This is a genomic window from Pseudoxanthomonas sp. (genome assembly GCF_035999195.1).
Lineage (GTDB): Bacteria > Pseudomonadota > Gammaproteobacteria > Xanthomonadales > Xanthomonadaceae > Pseudoxanthomonas_A.
This window is the reverse complement of record NZ_DASYGY010000007.1, coordinates 365,386-389,402: the sequence shown is the minus strand read 5'-3', so window position 1 is coordinate 389,402 and position 24,017 is coordinate 365,386. Positions and strand designations below refer to the sequence as shown.

The window sequence follows — 24,017 nt, the reverse complement described above, 5'->3', positions numbered from 1 at the left end:
CATCCGGGAGTACCGTCATGCCGATCGAACTGAAGATGCTCGCCTGGTCCGTGGCGCTGGGACTGGTGCACGTGCTGCTGGGTGCGGCGCTGGTGACCCGTCAGCGCGGGCTGGCATGGAACGTCGGGGCGCGCGACGCCACGTTGCCGCCACCGACCGGCGTGGCGGCGCGGGTCGACCGCGCGCTGCGCAATTTCCTGGAGACGTTCCCGTTCTTCGCCGCCGCTGCGCTCGCCGTGGTGGTGCTGGAGCGTGGCGATGCCAGCACGGCGCTGGGGGCGCAGTGCTATTTCTGGGCGCGGCTGGTCTATGTGCCGGTGTATGCGGCCGGGATTCCCTACCTGCGCACGCTGATCTGGGCGGTGTCGATCTGGGGGCTGCTGCAACTGCTGTGGGCGCTGCTGTAAGCGGCGCGCGCGGCGGATTCATCGCAGGGTCGGGCCGCGCCCCGGGTTTGACCCTAGACTAGGACGCTCCCCCCCATGCCCGGCCGTCGCGGCCCGGCGTCGTGACGTGATCGACCGGATGCTGTCCCGCCCCCGTTTTTCCGCCTGTGCCCTGCTGCTGACCGTCGTGCTGCTGGCCGCCTGCGGTCCGTCGGAATCCGATGTCGCGTCCGACGCCGTGGCCGAAGCGCCGCCGACCGCGTCGCCCGTCCAGGAGACGCCGGCGCAGCAGGCGGAACGGGGCGACGGGGCGGTTTCGTCCGATCCGCCGGCATCGCCTGTCGGGGCCCCGGCGGAGGGGCTGCCGACCGACTGGCCGACCGCGACCGTGCGGTCCGGCAAGGCCTGGGTCAGCTGCCAAGCCGAGTACGACACCGACGAGGCCGACGGTGCCCCCCTCGAATCGCTCGCCTTCTTCAGCGTGGTCGACGCGCTGTCGCCCTGCCAGAAGGGCGGGGTGCTGCGCCTGCGCTACCAGGGCAAGATCGCGGCCGATTTCACCGACCTGGTCGCGCGGGTGGCCGACATCGCCGGTCGCATGGGCATCCACAAGCGCATCCTCGACCTCGACTCCGCCGGTGGCCAGGTGGAGGATGCGATCAAGGCCGGCGACGTGATCGGTGCGGACGGCTGGACGATCTGGGTACGCGAGGGCTCGATCTGCCACAGCGCGTGCGTGTTCGTACTGGGGGCCGGCGACAACCGCCTGATCTCCGGCAAGGTCGGCGTGCACCGCATCATCCGCATGAGCTCCACCGCCACCACGCGCGCCGAACTCAACGACGAACTGCGCGGGGTATACGGACGGGTCAAGGATTACCTGGAACGCAACGGCGTGGCGGTCGCGGTCGCCGACCTGATGATGACCGTGCCCAACCGCCGCCTGCGACTGCTGAGCAAGGACGAACTGCAGGAATACGGCCTGGACGGCACCAACGCCGCGCAGGACGACCTGGACCGGCTGCAGCTGATGCGGCGCTGTGGCGAGGACTTCGTCCTGCGCCGCGACGCCTTCATGCGCAGTTTCGATGGCGAGTGCAAGACCGCCGGTGCGGATCTCGGCGAGATGCAGGCCTGCGGGCTCGCCCTGCGCACGCGGTTCGGGTTCCCGGATGCCGAATGCCCGGCCGACAGCCCGCTGTCCGAGTTCGATCGTGTGGCCGACAGTGACGAGGCGCCGGTGCTGCCTGCGCTGCCTGCCGAGGCGTCAGGGACGTCGCCCTGAGCGACGCCGGGCGTGCTGCCGTGAGTCGGCAACCCATGCGGATCGCCGGCCGGGCCTGGCCCGGAACACGCGTGATGTGCCGGGAGCGGCGCCGAGCCTCTCTGGAGAGGCTCAGGGGGTGCCGGGAGACGCTTTCAGCCTCTTTGAAGCGGCTCAGGGTGTGTCGGGAGACGCTTTCAGCCTCTTTGGAGCGGCTCAGGGTATGTCGGGAGACGCTTTCAGCCTCTCGGGAGAAGCTCAGGGTGTGTCGAGAGAGGCTTCAAGCCTCTTTGGAGAGGCTCAGGGTGTGTCGGGAGACGCTTCGAGCCTCTTGGGAGAGGCTCAGTGCGTGTCGGGAGAGGCTTCAAGCCTCTTCAAAGCGGCCTGGTCCGGCGCTGGAGCGACGTTTTCCCGCTCTGGAAAGGCGTCGTGCCGCGTCGGAGCGGCCCGGTGTGCGGTGAGAGAGGCGTTCCGCCTCTCCGAAGACGCTTTTTTGCGCGCCGGTGCGTACGGTGGCGGGTCGAGCGCCGTACGGCGGACGCCGGCAGACGATCTCAGCCGTGCGCGTCGATGATCCGGATCTCGGCGTCCTCGATCCGCACCGTCTGTCCGGCGCGGATCTTGGCGGTCTTGCGCAGTTCCACCGCGCCATCCACCGTCACCGCGCCGCTGGCCACGATCGCCTTGCCCTGGCCTCCACTGTCGGCGATGCCGACCAGCTTGAGCAGTTGGTTGAGTTCCACGTACTCGTGGCCGGCGTCCAGGTCGAAGTCGATGCGCTGCATGCGCGCAGTGTACTGCCCGCTCACTCGGCCTCGAAGCGCGCGACCTCTTCGATCCGCGCCTGCGCACGCCGCAGGCTGCCGCCGGTGACGCTGTCGTCCATCGCCCTGGCCAGGCGGGGGCGGGCGGGGCTACGCGACCAGCGGTGGAACCAGGCCGTCGCCAGCAGGCCGGCCGCGCCCACGCCCAGCCCGATCCAGCCGATGCCAGGCGCCCTTGCCAGCAGGTCGCCGCCGCCCAGACCCGCCAGCACCACCAGCACGGGCACCCACATGAACCACCACGGCAGTCCGGTCAGCATGCCGTTGACGATGTAGGTGCGGCGCAGGGTGGCCAGTCGCTTCTGGATCTCGACGATCGGCTGCGCATAGTCCAGCTCGCGGATGCGGCGCAGCGTCTCGCCTGCCATCGCGACCGTCGCGATCCCGTAGAGCTGCACCACCACGCCGGACACCAGCACCGTCCAGGGCAACCCGCCGGACGACTGCCCGGCGCGGATCCACAGCAGGCAGGCGAGCAGGATGAACGGGATGCCGAACAGCACCTGCGCCACCTGCCCCCATACCAGCGGGCGCAAGCTGGACAGCGCCCGCTGCTTGCGCTGTTCCAGCAGGGCATGCGCCTGCAATGCGTCGTGACGTTCCAGGCGGCGCGAGAGCGCCTGCCAGGCGAGTTTCAGGTCATCGGGTTCCATGGTCGTCGTTCCGTGTGGGGTCATCGGGTCAGAGTTCGTTGCGCAGTCGCTGTTTGAGCCGGCCGATCTTGGTGGCGACATTGGTCTCGCTCAGGCCCAGCACGTCGGCCATCTCGCGGTGACTGCGGTCATCCAGGTAGAGCAGCAGCAGGGCGCGGTCGAGCGGCGGCTGCGCGTGGATGAAGCGGTACAGCAGATCGACCTGCTGGCGTCCTTCGTGGTCGTCGGCCTGCGGGTCGGCGACGTCGTGGTGCGCTTCGTCCCACGCCTCGGAGGAGGGCCCGCGCGTACGGCTGCGGACATCCGAGATGGCCACGTTCAACGCGATCCGGTACATCCAGGTGGCGAACGGGCGCGCCGGGTCGTAGTCCGGCCAGGCCTTCCACAGCTGCGTGGCGATGTCCTGCATCAGGTCGTCGCGGTCGTCGGGGTGCCAGGCGTACGTGCCGGCGACCTTGGCGACGATGCCGCGATGCGCCTGCAGCAGGGCCGGGAAGCCGTCGCGGCGGTTCGCGTCCGTCGGGGATGTCATGGCTAGGCTCGATTCCATTCCTGCACCGGGTCGATTGTGCGGTCAGCAAGGTGATTCGCCGGCGCGGGGAAAACCTCACACCGCCATTGCGCGTGAACGGCCGGGCGTGCTGCAGCGCGACAGGAGTCGCGCGAAGGCGCACAATATGCGGCTCGGCGTGCGGCTCCGCGACGCCACCGGAGTGCCCGCATGTCTACCGAATCCCCTTCGCCCGCCCCCCTCCTGTTCGCCGATCTCGGCCTGCCCGCGTCCGTCATGGCGGCGGTCACGGAGGTGGGCTACGAAACCCCGTCGCCGATCCAGGCGGCCACCATCCCCGCCATGCTGGCGGGCCGTGACGTGCTGGGGACGGCGCAGACCGGTACCGGCAAGACCGCGGCGTTCGCGCTGCCGGTGCTGGCGAACATCAAGCCAAACGCCTCCAGCCCGCAGGCGCTGGTGCTGGCGCCCACGCGCGAGCTGGCCATCCAGGTGGCCGAGGCGTTCCAGAAATACGCCGGCAAGATCCCCGGCTTCCACGTACTGCCGATCTACGGCGGCCAGAGCTACTACCCGCAGCTGCAGGCGCTCAAGCGCGGCGTGCATGTCGTGGTGGGTACGCCGGGCCGCGTGATCGACCATCTCGAGCGCGGCTCGCTGGACCTGTCCGGCCTGACCACGCTGGTGCTGGACGAAGCCGACGAAATGCTGCGCATGGGCTTCATCGACGACGTCGAGACGGTGCTGAAGAAGACGCCCGAAACGCGCCAGGTGGCGCTGTTCTCGGCGACGATGCCGCCGGCCATCCGCCGCATCGCCCAGACCTACCTGAAGGAACCGGTCGAGGTGAACATCGCCTCGAAGACGACCACGTCGGCCAACATCCGCCAGCGCTACTGGTGGGTCAGCGGCATGCACAAGCTGGACGCGCTGACCCGCATCCTGGAAGTGGAACCGTTCGACGGCATGATCGTGTTCGCCCGCACCAAGGCGGCCACCGAGGAACTGGCCGACAAGCTGCAGGCCCGCGGCCTGGCGGCGGCGGCGATCAACGGCGACATGCAGCAGGCGGCGCGCGAGAAGACCATCCAGCAGCTCAAGGACGGCAAGCTCGACATCCTCGTGGCCACCGACGTGGCCGCGCGCGGCCTGGACGTGGAGCGCATCAGCCACGTGCTGAACTACGACATCCCGTACGACACCGAAAGCTACGTGCACCGCATCGGCCGCACCGGCCGCGCCGGCCGTGCGGGCGATGCGATCCTGTTCGTCACCCCCCGAGAGAAAGGCATGCTGCGGTCGATCGAGCGCGCCACGCGCCAGCCGATCGAGGAGATGCAGCTGCCCAGCGTGGAAGCGGTCAACGACCGCCGCGTGGAGAAGTTCCTGGCGCGCATCACCGACACGCTGGCGTCCGGCAAGGCCGGTGAATTCCGCGCGCTGATCGAGCGCTACGAGCGCGAGCAGAACGTGCCGGCGGTCGACATCGCCGCCGCCCTGGCGCAGCTGGTGCAGGGCGACACGCCGCTGCTGCTGTCGCAGGAGCGCACGCCGCGCGAACAGCGCCCCGCGGTGCGCAGCGAGACCTACGGCAACGCGCCGCGCCGCGAGCGCGACGAGCGTCCGCGCCGCGACGACGGCCAGGGCGAACGCCCGGCGCGCAGCGTCGACAAGCCCGAGCGTTCGCGCATCGAGCGCCCCGACACCGAGCGTCCGCGCGCCGACAAACCGCCGCGCGGCGACAAGCCGGAGGTCGGCATGGAGACCTACCGCATCGAGGTGGGCCACGCGCACGGCGTGAAGCCGGCGAACATCGTGGGTGCCATCGCCAACGAGGCCGGGCTGGAAAGCCGCTACATCGGCCGCATCGACATCCAGCACGACCACACCCTGCTGGACCTGCCGGAGGGCATGCCGCGCGAGGTGCTGATGCACCTGAAGAAGGTCTGGGTGTCCGGCCAGCAGCTGCGCATCCACAAGCCGGGCGAGGGCGGGGGTGCGGGTGCGGGCGCGGCGCCGCCGCGCAGGTTCGGCGGGCCGGGCAAGGGCAAGCCGCGCGGCGACAAGCCGTTCGGCGCCGGCAAGCCGCACCGCAAGGGACCGCCGCGCGAGTGAGGCGCTCCGGCGTGCGGGCGCCTGACTTCGTCAGGATGTCGGCGCGGAGGCGCCGGCCGTGGCACGGAAGTTGCATTCCGTAGACGCAAGCCAGCACACCGGGGGTCCGGAAGCGGCGACGTACCGGAGTGTCTGTGAAGGGGAACGGGGATCGGATCGGCGGAATCGCAGGGTGGCTGCTGCTGCTCGCGGCCCTGTCGTGCCCGGCGTCGGCCACGCCGCTGGCGGGCCGTGACTACCTGGTCACCGGCGCACCTACGTCGGAACAGGCCCCACAGCGTCACTGCACGCCCGCGATGCGGGCCGGACTGACCGAACGCGTCGAGATTCCCGCACCGCCCGGCGGCTGGTCGGGCGCGCCGCAGGCCATCAACGTGTTCAACATCTTCGCCGGCGAGGTGCGCGTGCACCACGGCGACCGCGAGATCTGCGGCCGCATGCACGACGCGCGCACGCGCGATTCGCGCTTCCGCGCCGGCGTGGGCATGGTGGTAGTGCCCCCGGCCGGCAACCGCGAGCCCATCCAGGTGGGCTGGGAAACGCCGCTGAAGCCGGGCTGGATCCCGACCGTGCGCATCGGCGCGCCCAGCCCGGTGCAGCAGTTCGACACCGCGCGCCTGCTGGTGCGCACGGCCTGCGTGGCCATCGCCATCGCGCTGGCCTTCATGGCGCTGATGGGGTTCCTCAGCACGCGCGACCGCGCCTTCTTCGGCTACACCCTGCTGTGCGCGCTGAGCGTGCTGGGGCAGTCGGTGCTCAGCGGACTGAGCGGCTATCCGGAGCCGTGGCTGCCGGTCGACGGGCAGGAATCGCGCTGGCTGGTGGCGTTCTCCTGCCTGGGCCTGCCGGTGCTGCTGTACGTGATGTGGCTGCTGGTCGGCGGTCCCCGCATCTGGCCCGCCACGCGTCGCTGGCTGCCGTGGCTCACCGCGGGCCTGTGCGCGCTGGGCCTGGCCACGGTCTGGCTGCCGCCGGCGGGCCTGTCCCGGCTGGCCACCGCGATGGATGCCGGCTTCGTGATTGGTTGCACGTCGGTATTCGCGCTGGGGCTGGCCCTGCTGCGCCGCCACCGCGCCGACGCCACGGCCGCGCTCGCCGCCGTGCTGCCGTTCCTGACCATGGCCGCGATGGATCTGGCCGACAGCGGCCTGCTGATCGAATACCGCGTGGAAGCGATCCAGCTGTCCATCACCTGGTTCCTCACGGTCAGCGCCTACGTGCTGAACCTGCGGCTGGGGCAGCTGCGCCGCCAGCGCGACGAGATGCGCGCGCTGGCCGACACCGACGAACTGACCGGCCTGCCGAACCGGCGCGCCGGCCTGAAGCGGCTGGAGCAGCACATGCGCGATGCGCGCGCGGTCGACGACACCCTGGCGGTCGGCTTCCTGGACATCGACCTGTTCAAGCGCATCAACGACGTGCATGGGCACGAAGCCGGCGACCGCGTGCTGGTGGCCGTGGCGGCGACGCTGACGGCCGCCGTACGCGATCCGGCGGACGTGATCCGCATGGGCGGTGAGGAGTTCCTGGTGCTGTTGCCGGGCATCGGTGGCGCGACCGCGCGTGCGCGGCTGGAGGCCATGCGCAGCCAGGTGAGCGCCGCCGGCACGGCATTGGGCATCGACGGCCTGGCGGTCACCGCCAGCATCGGACTGGCCACGCTGGCGGCGGAGGACGCCGACGCGGCGTCGCTGCTGCGCCGCGCCGACGAAGCCATGTACCGGGCCAAGCGTGCCGGCCGCGATCAGGTGGTCGATGCGGAGTCCGTGCACGGTGCCCATCACTGACGCAGGGTGGCCGACAGGCCACGGATCGGGTCCGGCCGGACCAGCGGTCTCAAGCCGGTCGCCGGCGGGCCGATGAAACAGCGGGAAGCGCGGTGTCGGTGCCGTTCTTCCGCGCGGATCGACAGGAGCAAGCGTGTACGAGAGGGAAGCCAGCGTCGGGGACGGTCCGGGCCGTGACCGGGACGATCGCGGCCTGCGGCGACTGCCGGCCCGGGTGCTCGCCCTCATCGCCCTGTTCGCGCTGGGCGCCGTCCTGACCGCCGCCGTCCTCGAGACGCAGGCGGGCGCGACCGCCTACATCATCGGCGAGAGTCACTGGTCGAAGGCGCACCAGCGCGCCGTGCTCAGCCTCTACCGCTACGCCATCCATGCGCGTCCCTCCGATCTGGCGGATGCGCGCGAGGCCTTGCGCGTGCCGCTCGGCGACCGCGACGGCCGTCTGGCGCTCGAGCGGCGCCCGGTGGATCTGGCCGGCGCCCGCGCCGGCTTTCTGCAGGGCAACAACGCGCCGGAGGACATCGACCGCCTGATCTGGATGTACCGCGCGCTGGCGCGGGCGCCGTATTTCCGCGATTCCGTGCGCCTGTGGCGCGAAGCCGAGGTCGAGATCGACCAGCTCGTCGCGCTGGCCGACGCGCTGGAGGCCGACATCGCGCAGGGCCCGCTCGACGCCGACCGCGTGCTGGCCTACCGGCGCCAGTTGCTGGAGATCGACGCGCGCCTGCGGCCGAAGGAACTGGCCTTCTCGCGTTCGCTGGCCGAAGGCGCGCATTTCATGCGGCGCACGCTGCTCGCGCTCAGCGCGCTGGTCTTCCTGGCGTTGTGCGCATACGCGCTGCACGTGATGCGCAGCACGCTGCATCGCGTGCGCGAGACCGAGAGCGAGTTCCGCATGGCGTTCCACCAGTCGGTGGTCGGCATGCTCAAGCTGGACCGCGACGGCCGCTTCACCCAGGCCAACGAAGCCCTCGCGCAGATCCTGTCGCTGCCGCTGCAGGACCTGCGCGCGTGCCGCCTGCAGGAGGTGATGCATGCCGACGACCTGCAGCGCACGGAGGCCGGCGGCATCGACTGGCTGCGCATGCTGGAGCCGGGCGAGCGTCGGCTGGTGCGGCCGGACGGCGACGTGCGCTGGGTACGCTGGACCGCCTCGATGGTGGCCGGACGCACGCCGGCGGAAGACCAGGTCTTCGTGCTGGCCGAGGATGTGTCCGAAGCGCACGAACTGGCCTGCGAGATCGCACACCAGGCCAGCCACGACGAACTGACCGGGCTGATCAACCGGCGCGAGATCGCGCGCCGCCTGGAGAGCGTGCTCGGCCAGGGCAAGGGGCGGCACACGCTGTGCTACATCGACCTGGACCAGTTCAAGCTGGTCAACGACACCTGCGGGCACGAGGCCGGCGACCGCTTCCTGCGCCATTTCGCCAGCACCGTGTCCGCCCAGCTGCGCCGCGGCGACTGGCTGGGGCGCCTGGGCGGCGACGAATTCGCACTGCTGCTGCACGACACCGGCCTGGCGGACGCCGAGGCCGCGATGGAACGCATCCATGCCGTGCTCGCCGACGCCGGCTTCGTCTGGGGCGGCCGCACGTTCGGCCTGAACTGCAGCATCGGCGTGGCCGAGATCGACGACGACGCGGTGGACGTGGACTGGCTGCTGCGCGCGGCGGATGCGGCGTGCTACGTGGCCAAGGAGGAAGGGCGCAACCGCATCCGCTGCTACCGCGAATCCGATCCCAGCCTGTCGCGGCGGCGGCGCGAACTGGAGTGGGTGGCGCATACGCAGCTGGCCATCGCCGAGGAGCGCTTGCTGTTGTACGCGCAGCGGATCGTCGCGCTGGATGGCAGCGACCGCCTGCAGTACGAAGTGCTGGTGCGGCTGCGCGACCGCGACGGCGAGCTGCATGCGCCGGGCGTGTTCCTGCCGGCGATGGAACACTATGGGCAGGGCATGGCGGTGGACGGCTACGTGATCGACGCGCTGTTCCGCCACTTCGCCGACCACCCCGACCACCTGGCGACGCTGGAGCTGTGCCACGTCAACGTGTCGGCCCAGTCGATCGCCGAACCCGCGTTCCTCCATCATGTCACTGCGTTGCTGGACCGCCACCCGGCCGTGGCCCGCAGCCTCTGCTTCGAGATCACGGAGACGGCGGTGATCGCCAACATGGACGATGCCTGCCGGTTCATCGGCGCGGTGCGCGCGCGCGGCTGCCGCATCGCGCTTGACGATTTCGGCAGCGGCCTGTCCTCGTTCGGGTATCTCAAGCGGCTGGCGGTGGACATCCTCAAGATCGACGGTGCCTTCATCCGCGACCTGTCGCAGGGCGATGCGGACCTGGCGCTGGTGCGTTCGATGAGCCAGATGGGCCAGGCGCTGGGCAAGGTGACCATTGCCGAATGGGTGGAATGCGGTGCGGTGATGGCGCAGCTGCGCGAGGTCGGCATCGGCTACGTGCAGGGTTACGCGGTGCATGTGCCCTGTCCGCTGTCCGAACTGACCGCCGCCTGGGCGGCCGCGCGGCCGACCTGCGCCGCCACCGTCTGACGCACATTCCCGGTGGCCGATCACCGATAATGGCGGCATGACCACCCGCCTCAACAAGCACATCGCCGAGACCGGCTTCTGTTCCCGCCGCGAGGCCGACCGCCTGATCGCCGAGCGTCGCGTGACGGTCAACGGCATCGCCGCCAGCGTCGGCGCGGTGGTGGGCGAGGGCGACGATGTGCGCGTGGACGGCCAGCCCATCAAGGCGCGCGCCGCCAAGGCCGGCAAGCGCAAGCACGTCTACATCGTGCTGAACAAGCCGGTCGGGGTGACCTGCACCACCGAGTCGTCGGTGAAGGACAACATCGTCGACTTCATCGGCCACGAGCAGCGCATCTTCCCGATCGGCCGCCTGGACAAGGACTCGGAAGGACTGATCCTGCTGACCAGCAACGGCGACATCGTCAACCAGATCCTGCGCGCGGAGAACCGCCACGAGAAGGAATACCTGGTGGCGGTGAACAAGCCGGTGACCGACGAGTTCCTGCGCGGCATGGCGCGCGGCGTGCGCGTGCACGGGCAGATGACGCTGCCGTGCCGCACCAGCCGGATCGCCAAGTTCGGTTTCCGCATCACCCTGACGCAGGGCCTGAACCGCCAGATCCGGCTGATGGCGGCGGCATTCGACTACCGCGTCACCCAGCTGCGGCGCGTGCGCATCGACAACGTCAGGCTGGGCGACCTGAAAGTGGGCCGCTGGCGCAACCTCACCGACCCGGAACTGCGCGGGCTGTTACCGCAGCAGGAAAGCTGGTGACCCGGTAGCGTGACGGCGGTCGCGTTCGCACGGCGGACCTGCCGCGGGAACGCGGGCATACTGCCGCCGTCCCGACTCCAGAACCATGGCATGAGCCGACCGCCCAAGCCGGACAACGAGGAAGCCCGCCTGGCTGCGCTGCGCAGTTTCGACATCCTCGACAGCGAACCCGAGCGCGCCTTCGACGATCTGGTGCGCATCGCCGCCGGCATCTGCGGCGTGCCGATGGCCGCGGTCACCCTGATCGACCGCGACCGCCAGTGGTTCAAGGCGCAGGTCGGCATGGACAGCCCGGATCCCTCGCTCGATACCTCGTTCTGCGCGCACACCGTGCTGGACCCGACCGCGGCCACGGTCGTGCCCGACGCGACCCGGGACCATCGCTTCGCCGACAACCCGCTGGTGGCCGCCACCAACGGCATCCGCTTCTATGCCGGTGCGCCGCTGGTGACGCAGGACGGCTTCGCCCTGGGCGCGCTGTGCGTGGTGGACGACGAACCGCACGAGCTTGCGCCGTTCCAGCTGCAGGCCCTGGATGCGTTGTCGCGGCAGATCGTGCAGCTGCTGGAGCTGCGCCGCGTGAGCAAGCAGCTGCGCCACCAGTTGCACGAACGGGACTGGTACGAGCAGCAGATGCTGCACTACCAGAACCAGCTGGAACTGCAGAACGCCGACCTGTCCGAACAGACCCGGACCGATCCGCTGACCGGCCTGCCCAATCGCCGCGCCTTCACCGCCGCGCTCGACGCGGCCCTGAAAAAAGCCGCCCACGGCGGCGAGCCGCTCGCCGTGGCGGTGCTCGACGTGGACCACTTCAAGACCGTCAACGACATCCACGGGCACGACGAGGGCGACCGCGTGCTGGTCGCGCTGGCCGACATGCTGAAGTCGCAGGCGGCCGGCCGTGGCCTGGCGGCGCGCCATGGCGGCGAGGAGTTCGTCATCCTCATGCCGGGCACCACGCTGGAAGAAGCGCGGCTGCAATGCGAGTACATGCGCCAGGCCGTGGGCCTGCTGCCGATCGGCCTGCCGGTGTCGGTCAGCATCGGACTGGCGGCCCGCGGGCGCGAGGACACCGCGGAGACCCTGTTCCGCCGTGCCGACCAGGCCCTGTACGAGGCCAAGCGGGGCGGCCGGGACCGCGTGGTCGCCGCCGCCTGACTTGATTGCGATCAATGCGGCCTGCGACCGCCGGCCGCATGCTGTGACCGTCGGCGGCGCACCGTGCGTCGCCCAGCACGCGGAGCACGACGATGAAGATCCTGTTGGCCGTGGATGGAAGCGAGGTCGGCCTGGCCGCCGTGCGGCATCTGGTCGAGTTCGGTAAGTCGTTGGCGGAAACGCCCGCCGTCACCCTGCTGTACGTCGACCCGCCGCTGTTGCGCTCGGTCGCGCTGGAGCTGGGCAGCGACGGCGTGGAGCGCTATCACGCGGAGAATGGCGCCTATGCCATGAAGAAGGCGCGCACGGCACTCAAGCGCGCGCAGCTGCCGTTCGTGGAGAAGATCGTGGTGGGCGAGCCCGCGGAAAGCATCGTCAAGCAGGCGAAGGCGACGAAGGCCGACTTGATCGTCGTCGGCACGCATGGCCGTGGCGCACTGAAGCAGTTGTTCGTCGGTTCGGTGGCGCTGAAGGTGATCGCGCTGAGCCCGGTGCCGGTGCTGGTGGCGCGCTGAGCCGCGTGCGGCTCAGTTGCCGCGGCTGCGCCACAGTGCCGGCCAGTCGCCGGGCTCGCCGCCGCGGCACCGGTCCAGCAGGTGGTAACGCTGCAAGCGGAAGTCACGGCCGTCGTAGGTCCACGAGGCGCTCTCGCCGCAGTCGGCGATGCCGCGCCCCTTCGCCATGTGCGAGAGGTGGCCGGCACTGAATTCGACGTTGGTGAAGGCGTCCACCATCCGGCGCTCGCCCTCGATCCGCACCGGCAACGGCAGGCGCACGCGCACCGCCGTGCCACTGCCGTCGCGGCGCGTCCGGAACAGCAGGCTGGACGACTGGTAGGCGCCGCGCCAGCACTCCAGCATCACCAGTGCCTCGTCACCGTCGAGGGCGCCTGCGGCATCGAACGCGTCCGCCGGGTCGACGAAGCAGTCTTCGCGTACCACCTCGGGTGCCGCCTGCAGGCGGACGCGCGCGATCAGCGCCTGCGCCTCGTCCTCGCCCAGCGGCGGCGCGGGCACCGGCGGCACCGGTGCCGGCAACACGGGCGCCGCAGGCACGCGTGCGGCCGGCAGCGGACCGCGCCGGCGCAGCGCGGTGACCGTGTCCAGCCGTCCCTGGGTTTCGTCGATCAGCAGCAACGCCGCCGACAGGCCGGACAGCGAGGCCGTAGGTGCGTCCTGGTCCGCGCCGGCCTGCAGGTGTGCCCCGTTGCGGATGGCATCGAGGAACGCGCGGACCTGCGCGCCATCGCGGCCGATCGTAAGTGTGCCCTCGCCGGGCGGCACCAGCGCGGCGGCCGCGAACCGCGCACCGTCCAGGCGCAGGTCGCGCGGCTCCACCGGCGCGTCGGATTCCAGCGTCAGGATGGGTTCGGCCGTCGGCCCGGCTTCCAGCACTAATCGGAGCACCAGCTGCGGATAGGCATCCTGCATGCCGATCGCCTCGCACCGCGCCCCGTTGTCGCACGCCACCACCCAGTCGCCGAACGCGCGGTACACCGGCGCGGCCGCGGCGCACGCCACAGGCAGTGCGAGCACGAGGAAAGCGGTCGGGAACAGGAAGCGCTGTGGTTTCATTCGACGACGTTCTTGGCTTCGGAGGTGCCCAGGATCTCCGGGTGCGCGATGGGTTTGGGCCGCTGCACCAGCGGATGCAGGAACACGGCGGCGAGGATGATGCCGACGCCCAGGTAGAACAGCGGCGTGAGCTCGCGCTGTTCGCCCAGCAGCACGATGGCCAGCACGATGGCGTAGACCGGCTCCAGGTTGGTGACCAGCTGCACGCCATAGGCGCTGAGGTGCTTCAGCGCGACCAGCGACAGGGCGAACGGCAGCAGCGTGCAGGCCAGCGACAGCACCACCAGCAGCGCACCGTCCTTCAGGCCCGGCAGCACGAACAGGTCGCCGGCGAAGGCCGGGAACAGCATCGGCATCAGCGGCGCGAGCAGGGTCAGCAGCACCGTGCCGGCGCCCAGTTCCAGCCCGGTGATCGTCAGCGGTTCGCCGTGGTCGATCAGGCGTTTGTTGAGCGGGCCGAACAGCGCCACCAGCAGGGCCGAGATCGCGCCGACCAGCACGCCCAGCCGCATGCCGTCGGGGATGCCGCCGACCACCAGCGCCACGCCCGGCAGCACCGCGACGCCGAACAGCAGTTCGCGCCACGAGAACGGCCGTCCCGTCAGCCACGGTTCGATCACCGAGGTGAACGCCGGCGCCAGCGCGATGCAGGTCACCGCGACCGAGGCATTGGACAGCTTGATGGCCCCATAGAAGGTCAGCCAGTGCAGCGCCACGATCACGCCGATGCCGTAGTAGGCCAGCACCAGTTTCGGCGACATCGCGCGCAGGCCACGCCAGACCCGCGGCAGCAAGGCCAGCGCCGCCACCACGATCAGCATGCGCCACCACACCAGCGGCAGCGCCGACAGGCTGATCAGCTTGCCCAGGATCGGGGTGAAGCCCCACAGCAGCACGCACAGGTGGATCTGCAGCTGGGCTTTGGCGGTCGGGGTCATCGGCATGGCGCATTGTCGCCGAAGGCACGTGCGGCTGGCGATGGGCCAGGCGCCTCTCCTGTAGGAGCGACGTGAGTCGCGACCGCGAACCGACTGTTACCCGGTAGCCATGGCATCGCACATGCCGCTGGCGATAAGCCTCGTCTGCCCGGTAAGAGAACGGTCGCGACTCACGTCGCTCCTACAGGAAACCGGGCGGATGCTGTACCGGCAAGGTATACCGAAGTGCCCCCGGACTGAACATTCGCGGATGCGTTGCGCCCGTGGCAAGCTATCGAGAGCGCAAGGATCAGGTCGCCTGCCAGCATGACACTGTCTCGCTTTGTAGCCGCCGTCGAACTGATCTTCATCCTGTTGCCGCTGGCGCTACTTGCCATGTGGGGTGCGATTCTTACCTTGCCCATTGGTTTGGCAATCGCGGTCGGGAATCCCTACGAGTTTTCCGCATTTTTGCTCGGTGTTTGGTGCGGGGTGAGTTTTGTCGCGCTGGTGCTTGGCTCCCCGCTTGTGGTCAGATTAGTCAGATCAGGTCGTCCAGCCTTGATCAATACGCCAAGGCGGGAGTGGCGGGCTGCGATAGTCGGCGCATGTGCGGCTCTCGCCGGGGCGGGGCTTGCCGTTGTCTATCAGGGGCCTGCCTTTGCCATCGGACTGCCTGCGCTGGTTCCTTTCTTGCACGTGTATTGCGAGCGTCGTCTGGCGATTGCCGATCGCTCGACCTCGCCACCCCCCGCATCTCGTCAGCATGCCGAGGTCGAATGACATGGCAAATCCGCTGCAGCTCCCTCGTGTCGTGCTCCGTACGCCCGCCGCCCTCGTCGGGCTGTTGGCGCTGTCCGCCCTGGTGCTGCAGTACGTCCTGATCCTGCGGCTCACCCGCGACAATATCGGCATGGCGCTGGGTACGGTGCGCTTCTTCAGCTACTTCACCATCCTCAGCAACCTCGCGGTGGCGCTGGTCGCATGCACCGCCGCTGCGGGGCGGACGGGGTTCCTCGCCCAGGCACGCGTGCGTGGCGCGGTCGCGCTCTACATCGGCGTCACCGGCAGCATCTACTTCTTCATCCTGCGCCACCTGTGGCAGCCGCAGGGGGCGCAATGGTGGGCCGATAACGGCCTGCACTATGCGGTGCCGCTGGCGTACTGGGCGTGGTGGCTGGCGTTCGCGCCGCATGGCGGCTTGCGTTGGCGCCACGTCGCCGCCTGGTTGCTGTTCCCGCTGGTCTACGTGGCGTGGGTGTTCGTGCGTGGGGCCTGGCTGGGCGAATACCCGTATCCCTTCATCGATGTCGGCCAACTCGGCTGGGCGCGGGTCGCGACCAACGCGGTGGGCGTCATGGCGGTGTTCGTGGTGCTGGGGCTGGTCATCGTGGGTGTGGATCGCATCCTGGGCCGCCGCCGCGTCTCGTCCCTGTAGGAGCGACGTCAGTCGCGACCGTACACCCGACTTGTCCGTACATCTCGGCCAGCCGACCTACGTCGGACGATGCGGCTTCACCTGACCGGACAGCATGCGGTCGCGACTGACGTCGCTCCTACAGGGGTTCACGGTGGCGCTGGACGCGCATGGTGCGCCATGCGATGTTCGCGCGCCATGGGCATACCGACGTTCAGGACGACCGCATGACCTCTGGCGGCACATCGCATCCGATCCACCGTCCCTTCGACCGGCGCGATGCCAGGACGCTCGGCCTGTCGGCATTGGGCGGGGCGCTGGAGTTCTACGACTTCGTCGTGTTCGTGTTCTTCGCCAAGGTCCTCGGTGCGCTGTTCTTCCCGCCCGGCACCGAGCCCTGGCTGGCGCAGCTGCAGGTCTACGGCATCTTCGCTGCCGGCTACGTGGCACGGCCGCTCGGCGGGATCGTGATGGCGCACTTCGGCGACCGGCTGGGGCGCAAGCGGATGTTCACGCTCAGCGTCTTCCTGATGTCGGTGCCCACGCTGCTGATCGGCCTGCTGCCGACGTACGCCCAGGTCGGCGTGCTGGCGCCGGTGCTGTTGCTGGTCATGCGGCTGGTGCAGGGCATCGCGGTGGGCGGCGAGGTGCCGGGCGCATGGGTGTTCGTGGCCGAACACGTGCCGCGCCATCGCGTCGGCATCGCCTGCGCCACGCTGACGGCGGGACTCACCGCCGGCATCCTGATCGGCTCGCTGCTCGCAGCGTGGATCAACGCGAGTTACAGCCCGGCGGACGTGCAGGAAGGTATCTGGCGACTGCCGTTCGTGCTGGGCGGCGTGTTCGGCTTCATCGCGGTGTGGCTGCGGCGCTGGCTGGAGGAAACGCCGGTGTTCGTGGCGATGCGCGAACGCAGGCAGCTTGCGCGGCAACTGCCGGTGAAGCAGGTGCTCGCCGAACACCGGCCAGCGGTGCTGCTGTCGATGCTGGCCTCATGGCAGCTGACGGCCGCCATCGTGGTGATCGTGCTGCTGACGCCGACGCTGGCGCAGACGGGATTCGACATCGATGCCGCCACCGCCTTCCGTGGCAACAGCGTGGCGACGCTGGCGCTGGTGTTCGGCTGCCTTGCCGCGGGCTGGGCGGTGGATCGCATCGGCGTGGGCCGCGCGCTGTTGGCCGGTTCGCTCGGCCTGGGCGTGTCCGCGTACGCGCTGTACGCCGCGCTGGTGTCGGGCCACCACGCACAGTTCGTCGCCTGGTACGCGCTGGCCGGCTTCTGCTGCGGTGTGACCGGTGTGACGCCGGCGCTGATGGTCGTGGCGTTTCCGCCCGAGGTGCGCTTCTCCGGCCTGTCGTTTTCCTACAACGTCGCATATGCGGTGTTCGGCGGCATGACGCCGCCGCTGGTCGCCTGGCTGTCCACCGCATGGGGCCCGATGGCGCCCGCGCATTACGTCGCCTTCACCTGCCTGGTCGGCGTGGGTGTGCCGTTGTGGTGGCTCAAACGACCCTTGAACCCCTCTCTGTAGGAGCGCCCTTGGGCGCGATGCTTTTTTGCGAGAGGGGTATCAAAAACAAGAAGAGCATCGCGCCCAAGCGGCGCTCCTACAGCCGCTGGATCAGCTCCATCGCAGCGGCGGGATTGCGTTCCTTGGCGCTGCTGATGAAGTAGACGAAGACATCCCGCCGCGGCAGCGCCGGCGCGGGCTCGCCCACATGCGGTAGCTCGGCGATGTCCTCGCCGCGCGACCATGCGCGTGCGCGTTCGGCCCACAGTGCCAGCTCCTTCGGCGGATACCCGCTGTCGATGGGCTGCGAACGCATCAGCCGCGCGTAGACGAAGTCGGCGGTGAGGTCGGCGAAGGACGGATACTCCGTGGAGTCGGTGAATACGGTGGCGACCTGGTGCCGGCGCGCCAGATCGACGAGGCCGGCCTCCACCGCCGCCGGATCACGGACCTCCAGCGCGTGCCGCAACGGCCGTCCATCGATCTCGCGCGGCAGCAGCGAAAGGAACGCATCCAGCTCCTCGGCATCGACGCGGCGTCCCGACTCGAACTGCCAGACCAGCGGTCCCAGCTTCGCGCCGAGCTCGGCGATGCCGCCGACGAAGTCCTCCACCTGGGTTTGCGTCGAGGCCAGCGAACGCGACTGCATGATCCGCTTGGGCGCCTTGGCCGAGAAGACGAAACCATCCGGCGTCTGGTCGCGCCAGCCGGCATAGGTGGCCGGTTTCTGCGCGCCGTAGTACGTGCCGTTGATCTCTATGGCGGTCAGCTGGCGGCTGGCGAATTCCAGCTCGCGCCGCTGCACCAGGCCGGCCGGATAGAAGTTGTTGCGCCACGGTGCGTAGGTCCAGCCACCGATGCCGACGCGGATGCCGGCGGCGGACACGGGAGGCGGGGAAGCGAAGAGGTCGTCCATGCCCGAAGCATAGCCCGGCGCGTGTCGCGCCCGCGTTACCATGCGGTCAACCCGCGCCCTCGGAGATGCCGCATGACCTGGACCACGCCCGACCTGTGCGACCAGTTCCCCGACGTGCAGGTGGCCGAGCCGGTGTTCCGCGGCTTCGGCGGTCAGGCACGCTTCTGCGGGCCGGCGGTGACGGTGAAGTGCCTCAACGACAACTCGCGCGTGCGCGAACTGGCGGCGACGCCGGGCGAGGGCAGGGTGATCGTCGTCGACGGCGGCAGATCGCTGCGGCGCGCGCTGCTGGGCGACATGATCGCGGCGAATGCGGTGAAGCACGGCTGGGCCGGCTTCCTGATCTTCGGCTGCGTACGCGATGTGGAAGTCCTGGCGACGCTGCCGCTGGGCGTGCTGGCGCTGGCCGCGCATCCGATGAAGACCGAGAAGCGCGGCTTGGGCGAGGTCGATGCGCCGGTGGCGTTCGCTGGCATGTCGATCGTGCCGGGCGACTGGATCTACGCCGATGCCAATGGCGTGATCGTGGCGAACACGCCGCTTCTGTAGGAGCGCCCTCGGGCGCGATGCTTTTCAATCGATGAAGCAACAGCATCGCGGGCATGGCCCGCTCCTACAAACGCGCGGTGCGGCAGGTCCTATCGGATCGGCTCGTCCAGCATCAGCTGGCGGACGAAGCGTACCGGCGGGGCGCCGTACGACAGCACCTGGTCGTGGTAGGCCTTCAGGTTGAACTGCGCGCCCTGCTTGGCTTCCGCCGCCTTGCGCAGGTCGAAGTGCTCCTGCACGCCGACGAAGTAGGTCGGCAGCTGCGCCGAGGTCAGCTGCGCGCGGGTCCACTTGCCGGCGGCTTCGCGTTCCTGCTGGAAGGTCTGGCGCACCATCAGGTCCATCGCCTGCTCGCGCGTCCAGCCGTCCACCTGCACGCCCTGGTCGAGGATCGCGTTGGCGATCGTGCGCAGGTAGAACTTCATCTGCACCAGGTGGAACAGCGGGTCGTTGTCCAGGTAACCGGCGTCGGACATCATCTTCTCGGTGTAGACCGCCCAGCCTTCGGCGAACATGCCCGAGCGCAGCACGGCGCGCAGCGTCGACGGGAACTTGGCCGAGTGCCAGCCTTCCAGGTAGTGGCCCGGCGTGCCTTCGTGGATGCTCAGCAGGTGGATCATCCGGCTGTTGTACTCGCGCAGGAACGAGTCGACCTGCGTCTGGTCCCACTCGTCCGGAATCGGCGAGACGGCGTAGAAGGTCTTCAGGTGCTTGTCGAGCGGGCCGGGCGAATCGCAGTACGCGACGGCCACGCCGCGCTGGAATTCCGGCATCTCGATGATCTCGACCGGCGCGTCGGGCAGGGTGACCAGATCGTGCTTGCGCACGAACTCGGTGGCCTGCGCCAGCGCGGCTTCCGCATCCGGCACCACCTGGTCGCGTGCAGGGCGTTCGGTGTACGCCAGCTCGAGCGCGGCTTCGATGGCCTTCTGCTGCTCGTCCGCGGTCGGCGTTTCCGGCAGTGCGGGCGCGCCGGGCTTGTCCTTCAGCACGGTGCGGGCAATGCCGTACATCTCCTCGCGCACGCGCTTGAGTTCGCCTTCGGCGCGCTGCTTGATGTCGGCGCGCGACAGCGACGACAGCAGCGCGAACTGCAGCTTCTGGTCGTACAGCGTCTGGCCGATGCGGAAGTCGCCTTTCGCGTTCGGCACCAGGGTCTTGTCCAGCCAGGCCTGGTGTTCGGCCACGGCCTTCTTCAGACCGTCGATGGCGGCCTGCGCCTGCCGGCGGTCGGCCTCGGGCAGGTCCTTGAGGTTCGGCGTGATGAAGGTCTCGACGATGCTGAGGAGGCCGGCGTTCTGTTTGGCGACGGTCTCGGCATGGATCTTCGGCACGCGCGCCGGGTCGAGGTTGGCGCGCGCCTGCGCCAGCAGCGCGGGGATCTTCTGCATGCGCGCGGTGGCGGACTTCAGACGTTCCGGCAGTGGCGCGAACTCGCGCGCCATCAGGCCGTAGATCGCGCCGCCGGCGAGGTTGTTGTAGACCTGCGGGTCCCACGCCCAGCTCTCCAGCGTTTCCGCGGTCCAGATGTCGTACTGCAGCTGGTTGCGCAGGATGGCCGCATCGACCTGGTTCTCGCGCGACAGGGCGGCGACGTCCATCGCATCCAGTTCGCCGAGGGTCGTCTTGCTGAAGGCGAGGCTCTTCTGGCGGCCGTCGGCGCTCAGGTCGTCCAGCTCACCGTCGTACGTGTGCTCGCCGATCTGGGTGGCGCTGACCGGCGACAGCTGCAGCCAGCCCTCGAGCGCGCGCTTGGACAGGTCGGCGAAGGCGGCGTCGGCCCTGGCGGTATCCGCGGCGGTGGCGGCGGCATCCGCACCGGGGGCGACGGTCGGGGCTTCGCTCTTCTGGCAGGCGGTCATCGAGGCCAGCAGGGCGGCGGCGAGCAGGGTCTTGCGCATGGGAATCCTGTTGCGGTGCAGGGTGGGTCGGGACCGACAGCATAGGCCGAAGGTCATGCCCGGACCCGTGCCATTCGATATACGCTGGCGCCCCCGGGCCAGGAGTCGCTGTCATGAAGCATGAAGGAAGCTGCCACTGCGGTCGCATCGCGTTCGAGGTCGAGGGCGACATCGGCGACGTCATCGACTGCAATTGCTCGCTATGCCGCCGTCGCGGCGGCCTGTTGTGGTTCGCGCCGCGCGAGGCGCTGGTGTTGAAGACGCCCGAAGGCGACCTGTCGACCTACACGTTCAACAGGCACCACATCCAGCACCACTTCTGCGCGGTCTGTGGGATCGCGCCTTACGGCGAAGCCGCACATCCGAAGACCGGTACGCAGATGGCGGCCGTCAACGTGCGGTGCCTGCCGGGCGTGGACCTGGCCTCGCTGAACGTCGTGGCCTACGACGGCGCCGCGCTGTGAGGTTCCGGGGCGTGCTGCGGTTGGCCGTGGTGCTGCTGGCCACGGTCGGCGGACTGGCTGGCTGCGCCAAGCAGGAAAGTGGCCATCTGCCGCGTACCGCGATGGTCATCAAACCGGCTGCCGGCGAGTTCCTGGCCTACGAGCACGACGTCACGCTGCAGTTGGACGCCGAGCGTATTCCGGCACGGATACAGGCGCTGCAGGACGCCTGTCTGCGCAAGCAGCATGGCGACTGCACGGTGCTGGAGGTCAGCCAGCGCGGAGGCGATGAGCCGCGCGGCATGCTGACGGTGCGCATCGTGCCGGCGGGCGTCGAACCGCTGATCGCGGCCGCCGGCGAAGGCGCCGACCTGGGCCATCGCACGACGCGCGCGGAAGATCTGGCGGAAGCGGTGCGCGACACCGCGCTGACGCGCTCCCGGCTGCAGAAGGAACTCGCCGGCCTGCAGGCCTTCCAGCAGCGCCGCGACCTTTCGGTGGCGGACATGATCGCGCTGTCGCAGCAGGTCTCGAAACTGGAAGCACAGGTGGAGGCGGCCGACCAGGAGGCCGCGCAGCAGCAGCGCAGGATCCAGACGCAGAAGCTGACGTTGCATTTCGAAACGCCGGGCGGCGAGAGCGGTCGCGGGGAAATCCGCCAGGCGGTGCGCGACTTCGTCTCGACACTGGCCAGCGGCACTGCCTTGACGATCCGTGCCGTGGCGTTCCTGATTCCGGTGCTGGTCGTGCTCGCGATGCTGGTGGCCGCATGGCGCAGGTTGCGGCGACGCCGCGCCTGAGCGATCAGGGCCTTTCGCGGCGTTGTGGTGTGGTGGGCGTGGCCGCTGCGGCGCGCCCGAGGAAATCGTCCGGCATCGGCGGCAGCGGCGTGCGCTCGTCGCGCGCCTCCTCCTTCAGCCAGTCGATGAAGGTCTGCGCGGCGGCGCTGGGAGGCCGATGCGCGGGATGCACCGCGTAGTACGAAAAACGCGCCTTCAGCGCCGGCCCCGGCAGGCGCACCAGTTCGTACCGTTGCAGGTAGGGTTGCGCCACGTGGCGCCGTGCCAGCGCCGCGCCCACGCCGTACACGGCCGCGCGCATCGCATCGGTGCTGTCGCTGAAGCTGTGCATCGGCGGCAGCCGCAGGCCGCGCACGCCGGCCGCACGGAACCAGTCGCGCCAGCCCTGCAGGGCGAGGTCGGTCACCAGCGGCAGCTGGGCGATCTGGCGCGGCTCCTTGATCGCTTCGATGCCGGGCAGGGCCGGGGATGCGACCGGGAACAGTTCGTCGTCCATCAGATGGTGCGCGGTCAGGCCCGCCCAGTGCCCGGGGCCGTGGCGGATGCCGAGTTCCGGCCCTTCGTCGTCGAATCGGGTCAGCGCGATGCCCGTGTCGACATGCAGGCGGATGTGGGGATGGCGCGAGCAGAAGCGAGGCAGCCGCGGCAGCAGCCAGCAATACGCCAGTGAGTGCAGCGTGGTGATGCGCAGCGTGGTGGTCTTGCCCGCCAGCTGCAGGTGGGAGGCAACCGCATCGATGTCGCCCAGCGCCGCATTCGCCGCGTCCGCAAGCTGCCGGCCTTCGGTCGTGAGCTTCACGCCGCGCGCATGGCGCTGGAACAACACCACGCCCAGCAATGCCTCCAGCTTGCGCACGTGATGGCTGACCGCGCTGGCGGTGAGGTGCAGCTCGTCGGCCGCATGGGCGAAGTTCTGGTGGCGCGCCGCGGCGGCGAACACGCCGAGGGCGGGCAGCAGGGCAGGGCGCAGGCTCATGATCGCTCCAGGCACAAGCCAGATTTGTGGCTTGCCCGCATGCTACGCGCTTGTGGGCACTCACGGGTGATCCAGAATGGCCGCAGGCACGAACGAGGGCCGCCACGATGGCACAGGGAGACAGCATGGCCATGACCCCACCGCAAGCGGTCGAGCGGGACTGGCGCACCCCGCTGGAGCTGCTGGTGCTGGGCGCGATCTGGGGCAGTTCGTTCCTTTTCATGCGCATCGCGGCCAACCCGTTCGGTCCTTTCGCCCTGGTGGAAGTACGCCTCGCGCTCGGCGCGCTGATCCTGCTGCCGTTCCTGTGGCGCGAGCGTGCGCACTTCCGTGCCGGCCTGTGGCCGAAGCTCGCGATCATCGGCGCGATCAATTCGGCGATCCCGTTCCTGCTGTTCGCTTGGGCCGCACAGCGCTCGCCCGCGGCGATCGGCGCGATCTGCAATGCGATGACGGTGCTGTTCGCCGCGATGGTCGGCTTCCTGTTCTTCGGCCAGAAGATCGGCCTGCGCCGCTCGCTCGCCCTGTTGGTCGGCTTCGTCGGCGTGGTGGTGCTGGCGACCAGCAAGGCCGGCGGACTGAGCGTGGGCGGTGCGGTCATCGCCGGTGCGACCGCGGCGCTGCTGTACGGCGTGGGCGTGAACCTGGTGCGCAGGCATCTGGCCGGCATTCCGCCGGCGGCCGCAGCGGCCGCCACGCTCAGCTGCGCGGCGTTGCTGGTGTTGCCGTTTGCGGCGACGCACTGGCCTACGCATGCGGTCGGTGTCGGCGCCTGGGGCGCGGCGATCGCCATCGGCGTGCTCTGCACCGGCTACGCCTTCCTGTTGTATTACCGCCTGATCCAGCGCATCGGTCCCGCCCGCGCCGCGACCGTGACCTATCTGGTGCCGCTGTTCGGCGCCGGCTTCGCGTGGCTGTTCCTCAACGAACCGGTCACGCCGGCGATGCTCGCCGCCGGCGCGTTGATCCTGGGCAGCGTGGCAGTGAGCCAGCGGGCGGCGTGA

General features: G+C 69.6%; 23 protein-coding genes. 15 read left to right on the top strand and 8 right to left on the bottom strand.

The genetic code is table 11. The features are described from left to right. The first annotated feature begins 17 nt into the window (after positions 1–17). Entirely contained in the window at positions 18–407 is a 390-nt protein-coding gene (locus VGN58_RS06615; RefSeq protein ID WP_327482513.1) for an MAPEG family protein, read from the top strand. A 118-nt stretch (positions 408–525) separates the two neighbouring features. Further along, positions 526–1,671, top strand: a complete 1,146-nt coding sequence (locus tag VGN58_RS06610) for a hypothetical protein (protein WP_327482512.1) — start codon at positions 526–528, stop codon at positions 1,669–1,671. A gap of 533 nt (positions 1,672–2,204) precedes the next feature. Here VGN58_RS06610 and VGN58_RS06605 read toward each other — a convergent pair. Genes VGN58_RS06605 through VGN58_RS06595 form a run of 3 tightly spaced genes read right to left on the bottom strand, consistent with a single transcriptional unit; the run spans position 2,205 to position 3,659 of the window. Continuing rightward, on the bottom strand, positions 2,205–2,435 hold the full coding sequence (locus VGN58_RS06605) for an RNA-binding S4 domain-containing protein (protein WP_327482511.1): 231 nt from the start codon (positions 2,433–2,435) through the stop codon (positions 2,205–2,207). Positions 2,436–2,455: 20 nt separating this feature from the next. Beyond that, positions 2,456–3,127, bottom strand: a complete 672-nt coding sequence (locus tag VGN58_RS06600; RefSeq protein ID WP_327482510.1) for a serine/threonine protein kinase — start codon at positions 3,125–3,127, stop codon at positions 2,456–2,458. Between the two features lie 28 nt (positions 3,128–3,155). Then, positions 3,156–3,659 carry a sigma-70 family RNA polymerase sigma factor gene (locus VGN58_RS06595; RefSeq protein WP_327482509.1) on the bottom strand — a complete coding sequence of 168 codons (504 nt, stop codon included), beginning with the start codon at positions 3,657–3,659 and terminating at the stop codon, positions 3,156–3,158. A 189-nt stretch (positions 3,660–3,848) separates the two neighbouring features. Here VGN58_RS06595 and VGN58_RS06590 point away from each other — a divergent pair, with 189 nt between their 5' ends. From VGN58_RS06590 to VGN58_RS06565, 6 genes are all read left to right on the top strand, one after another. Continuing rightward, positions 3,849–5,753: a DEAD/DEAH box helicase gene (locus VGN58_RS06590; RefSeq protein ID WP_327482508.1), complete on the top strand. Its 1,905-nt coding sequence runs from the start codon at positions 3,849–3,851 to the stop codon at positions 5,751–5,753. Between the two features lie 134 nt (positions 5,754–5,887). Next, positions 5,888–7,540, top strand: a complete 1,653-nt coding sequence (locus VGN58_RS06585; protein ID WP_327482507.1) for a sensor domain-containing diguanylate cyclase — start codon at positions 5,888–5,890, stop codon at positions 7,538–7,540. Positions 7,541–7,673: 133 nt separating this feature from the next. Beyond that, positions 7,674–10,091 (top strand): putative bifunctional diguanylate cyclase/phosphodiesterase, encoded by a 2,418-nt coding sequence (locus VGN58_RS06580; protein WP_327482506.1) that lies wholly within the window; start codon positions 7,674–7,676, stop codon positions 10,089–10,091. 37 nt (positions 10,092–10,128) lie between these two features. Then, positions 10,129–10,848, top strand: coding sequence for a pseudouridine synthase (locus VGN58_RS06575; protein WP_327482505.1), 720 nt, complete (start codon positions 10,129–10,131; stop codon positions 10,846–10,848). A 9-nt stretch (positions 10,849–10,857) separates the two neighbouring features. Continuing rightward, a complete protein-coding gene (locus VGN58_RS06570; RefSeq protein WP_414710760.1) occupies positions 10,858–12,009 on the top strand; it encodes a GGDEF domain-containing protein in 1,152 nt (383 codons plus the stop codon). 92 nt (positions 12,010–12,101) lie between these two features. Next, a complete protein-coding gene (locus tag VGN58_RS06565) occupies positions 12,102–12,524 on the top strand; it encodes a universal stress protein (RefSeq protein WP_327482503.1) in 423 nt (140 codons plus the stop codon). Positions 12,525–12,536: 12 nt separating this feature from the next. Here the strand turns inward: VGN58_RS06565 and VGN58_RS06560 are convergent, their stop codons facing one another. Next, the gene (locus VGN58_RS06560; RefSeq protein WP_327482502.1) at positions 12,537–13,583 is read right to left on the bottom strand and encodes a DUF1176 domain-containing protein; all 1,047 of its coding nucleotides are present in this window, start codon (positions 13,581–13,583) and stop codon (positions 12,537–12,539) included. Further along, positions 13,580–14,527 carry a DMT family transporter gene (locus tag VGN58_RS06555; protein WP_327482501.1) on the bottom strand — a complete coding sequence of 316 codons (948 nt, stop codon included), beginning with the start codon at positions 14,525–14,527 and terminating at the stop codon, positions 13,580–13,582. Before VGN58_RS06555 ends, VGN58_RS06560 begins: the two co-directional genes overlap by 4 nt. 300 nt (positions 14,528–14,827) lie before the next feature. On the opposite strand from VGN58_RS06555, the gene VGN58_RS06550 reads away from it, so the two are divergent. The 3 genes from VGN58_RS06550 to VGN58_RS06540 all read left to right on the top strand — a co-directional run bounded on the left by VGN58_RS06550 (position 14,828) and on the right by VGN58_RS06540 (position 17,449). Next, the gene (locus VGN58_RS06550) at positions 14,828–15,283 is read left to right on the top strand and encodes a hypothetical protein (RefSeq protein ID WP_327482500.1); all 456 of its coding nucleotides are present in this window, start codon (positions 14,828–14,830) and stop codon (positions 15,281–15,283) included. 1 nt (position 15,284) lies between these two features. Beyond that, entirely contained in the window at positions 15,285–15,938 is a 654-nt protein-coding gene (locus VGN58_RS06545) for a Pr6Pr family membrane protein (RefSeq protein WP_327482499.1), read from the top strand. Positions 15,939–16,144: 206 nt separating this feature from the next. Further along, a complete protein-coding gene (locus VGN58_RS06540; protein ID WP_327482498.1) occupies positions 16,145–17,449 on the top strand; it encodes an MFS transporter in 1,305 nt (434 codons plus the stop codon). 76 nt (positions 17,450–17,525) lie between these two features. Here the strand turns inward: VGN58_RS06540 and VGN58_RS06535 are convergent, their stop codons facing one another. Next, positions 17,526–18,344, bottom strand: coding sequence for a DUF72 domain-containing protein (locus VGN58_RS06535; RefSeq protein ID WP_327482497.1), 819 nt, complete (start codon positions 18,342–18,344; stop codon positions 17,526–17,528). A 72-nt stretch (positions 18,345–18,416) separates the two neighbouring features. Here VGN58_RS06535 and rraA point away from each other — a divergent pair, with 72 nt between their 5' ends. Then, positions 18,417–18,893, top strand: coding sequence for a ribonuclease E activity regulator RraA (gene rraA / locus VGN58_RS06530; RefSeq protein WP_327482496.1), 477 nt, complete (start codon positions 18,417–18,419; stop codon positions 18,891–18,893). 89 nt (positions 18,894–18,982) lie between these two features. On the opposite strand, the gene VGN58_RS06525 is transcribed toward rraA, so the two are convergent. Next, positions 18,983–20,794: a DUF885 domain-containing protein gene (locus VGN58_RS06525; protein WP_327482495.1), complete on the bottom strand. Its 1,812-nt coding sequence runs from the start codon at positions 20,792–20,794 to the stop codon at positions 18,983–18,985. Between the two features lie 113 nt (positions 20,795–20,907). Between VGN58_RS06525 and VGN58_RS06520 the strand changes: the two genes are divergently transcribed. Next, positions 20,908–21,258, top strand: a complete 351-nt coding sequence (locus VGN58_RS06520) for a GFA family protein (RefSeq protein ID WP_327482494.1) — start codon at positions 20,908–20,910, stop codon at positions 21,256–21,258. An 11-nt stretch (positions 21,259–21,269) separates the two neighbouring features. Next, positions 21,270–22,037 (top strand): DUF4349 domain-containing protein, encoded by a 768-nt coding sequence (locus tag VGN58_RS06515; protein ID WP_327482493.1) that lies wholly within the window; start codon positions 21,270–21,272, stop codon positions 22,035–22,037. A gap of 4 nt (positions 22,038–22,041) precedes the next feature. Here the strand turns inward: VGN58_RS06515 and VGN58_RS06510 are convergent, their stop codons facing one another. Further along, complete coding sequence (locus VGN58_RS06510) at positions 22,042–23,013, bottom strand: LysR substrate-binding domain-containing protein (protein WP_327482492.1); 972 nt, start codon at positions 23,011–23,013, stop codon at positions 22,042–22,044. A gap of 125 nt (positions 23,014–23,138) precedes the next feature. Here VGN58_RS06510 and VGN58_RS06505 point away from each other — a divergent pair, with 125 nt between their 5' ends. Then, positions 23,139–24,017 (top strand): DMT family transporter, encoded by an 879-nt coding sequence (locus VGN58_RS06505; protein ID WP_414710759.1) that lies wholly within the window; start codon positions 23,139–23,141, stop codon positions 24,015–24,017.

Coding starts and splice junctions, on each gene's coding strand:
- VGN58_RS06595 (WP_327482509.1), bottom strand. CDS start 3,659: ATGACATCCCCGACGGACGCGAACCGCCGCGACGGCTTCCCGGCCCTG.
- VGN58_RS06560 (WP_327482502.1), bottom strand. CDS start 13,583: ATGAAACCACAGCGCTTCCTGTTCCCGACCGCTTTCCTCGTGCTCGCA.
- VGN58_RS06600 (WP_327482510.1), bottom strand. CDS start 3,127: ATGGAACCCGATGACCTGAAACTCGCCTGGCAGGCGCTCTCGCGCCGC.
- VGN58_RS06525 (WP_327482495.1), bottom strand. CDS start 20,794: ATGCGCAAGACCCTGCTCGCCGCCGCCCTGCTGGCCTCGATGACCGCC.
- VGN58_RS06615 (WP_327482513.1), top strand. CDS start 18: ATGCCGATCGAACTGAAGATGCTCGCCTGGTCCGTGGCGCTGGGACTG.
- VGN58_RS06540 (WP_327482498.1), top strand. CDS start 16,145: ATGACCTCTGGCGGCACATCGCATCCGATCCACCGTCCCTTCGACCGG.
- VGN58_RS06550 (WP_327482500.1), top strand. CDS start 14,828: ATGACACTGTCTCGCTTTGTAGCCGCCGTCGAACTGATCTTCATCCTG.
- VGN58_RS06610 (WP_327482512.1), top strand. CDS start 526: ATGCTGTCCCGCCCCCGTTTTTCCGCCTGTGCCCTGCTGCTGACCGTC.
- VGN58_RS06555 (WP_327482501.1), bottom strand. CDS start 14,527: ATGCCGATGACCCCGACCGCCAAAGCCCAGCTGCAGATCCACCTGTGC.
- VGN58_RS06545 (WP_327482499.1), top strand. CDS start 15,285: ATGGCAAATCCGCTGCAGCTCCCTCGTGTCGTGCTCCGTACGCCCGCC.
- VGN58_RS06520 (WP_327482494.1), top strand. CDS start 20,908: ATGAAGCATGAAGGAAGCTGCCACTGCGGTCGCATCGCGTTCGAGGTC.
- VGN58_RS06505 (WP_414710759.1), top strand. CDS start 23,139: ATGGCCATGACCCCACCGCAAGCGGTCGAGCGGGACTGGCGCACCCCG.
- VGN58_RS06605 (WP_327482511.1), bottom strand. CDS start 2,435: ATGCAGCGCATCGACTTCGACCTGGACGCCGGCCACGAGTACGTGGAA.
- VGN58_RS06575 (WP_327482505.1), top strand. CDS start 10,129: ATGACCACCCGCCTCAACAAGCACATCGCCGAGACCGGCTTCTGTTCC.
- VGN58_RS06510 (WP_327482492.1), bottom strand. CDS start 23,013: ATGAGCCTGCGCCCTGCCCTGCTGCCCGCCCTCGGCGTGTTCGCCGCC.
- rraA (WP_327482496.1), top strand. CDS start 18,417: ATGACCTGGACCACGCCCGACCTGTGCGACCAGTTCCCCGACGTGCAG.
- VGN58_RS06535 (WP_327482497.1), bottom strand. CDS start 18,344: ATGGACGACCTCTTCGCTTCCCCGCCTCCCGTGTCCGCCGCCGGCATC.
- VGN58_RS06565 (WP_327482503.1), top strand. CDS start 12,102: ATGAAGATCCTGTTGGCCGTGGATGGAAGCGAGGTCGGCCTGGCCGCC.
- VGN58_RS06590 (WP_327482508.1), top strand. CDS start 3,849: ATGTCTACCGAATCCCCTTCGCCCGCCCCCCTCCTGTTCGCCGATCTC.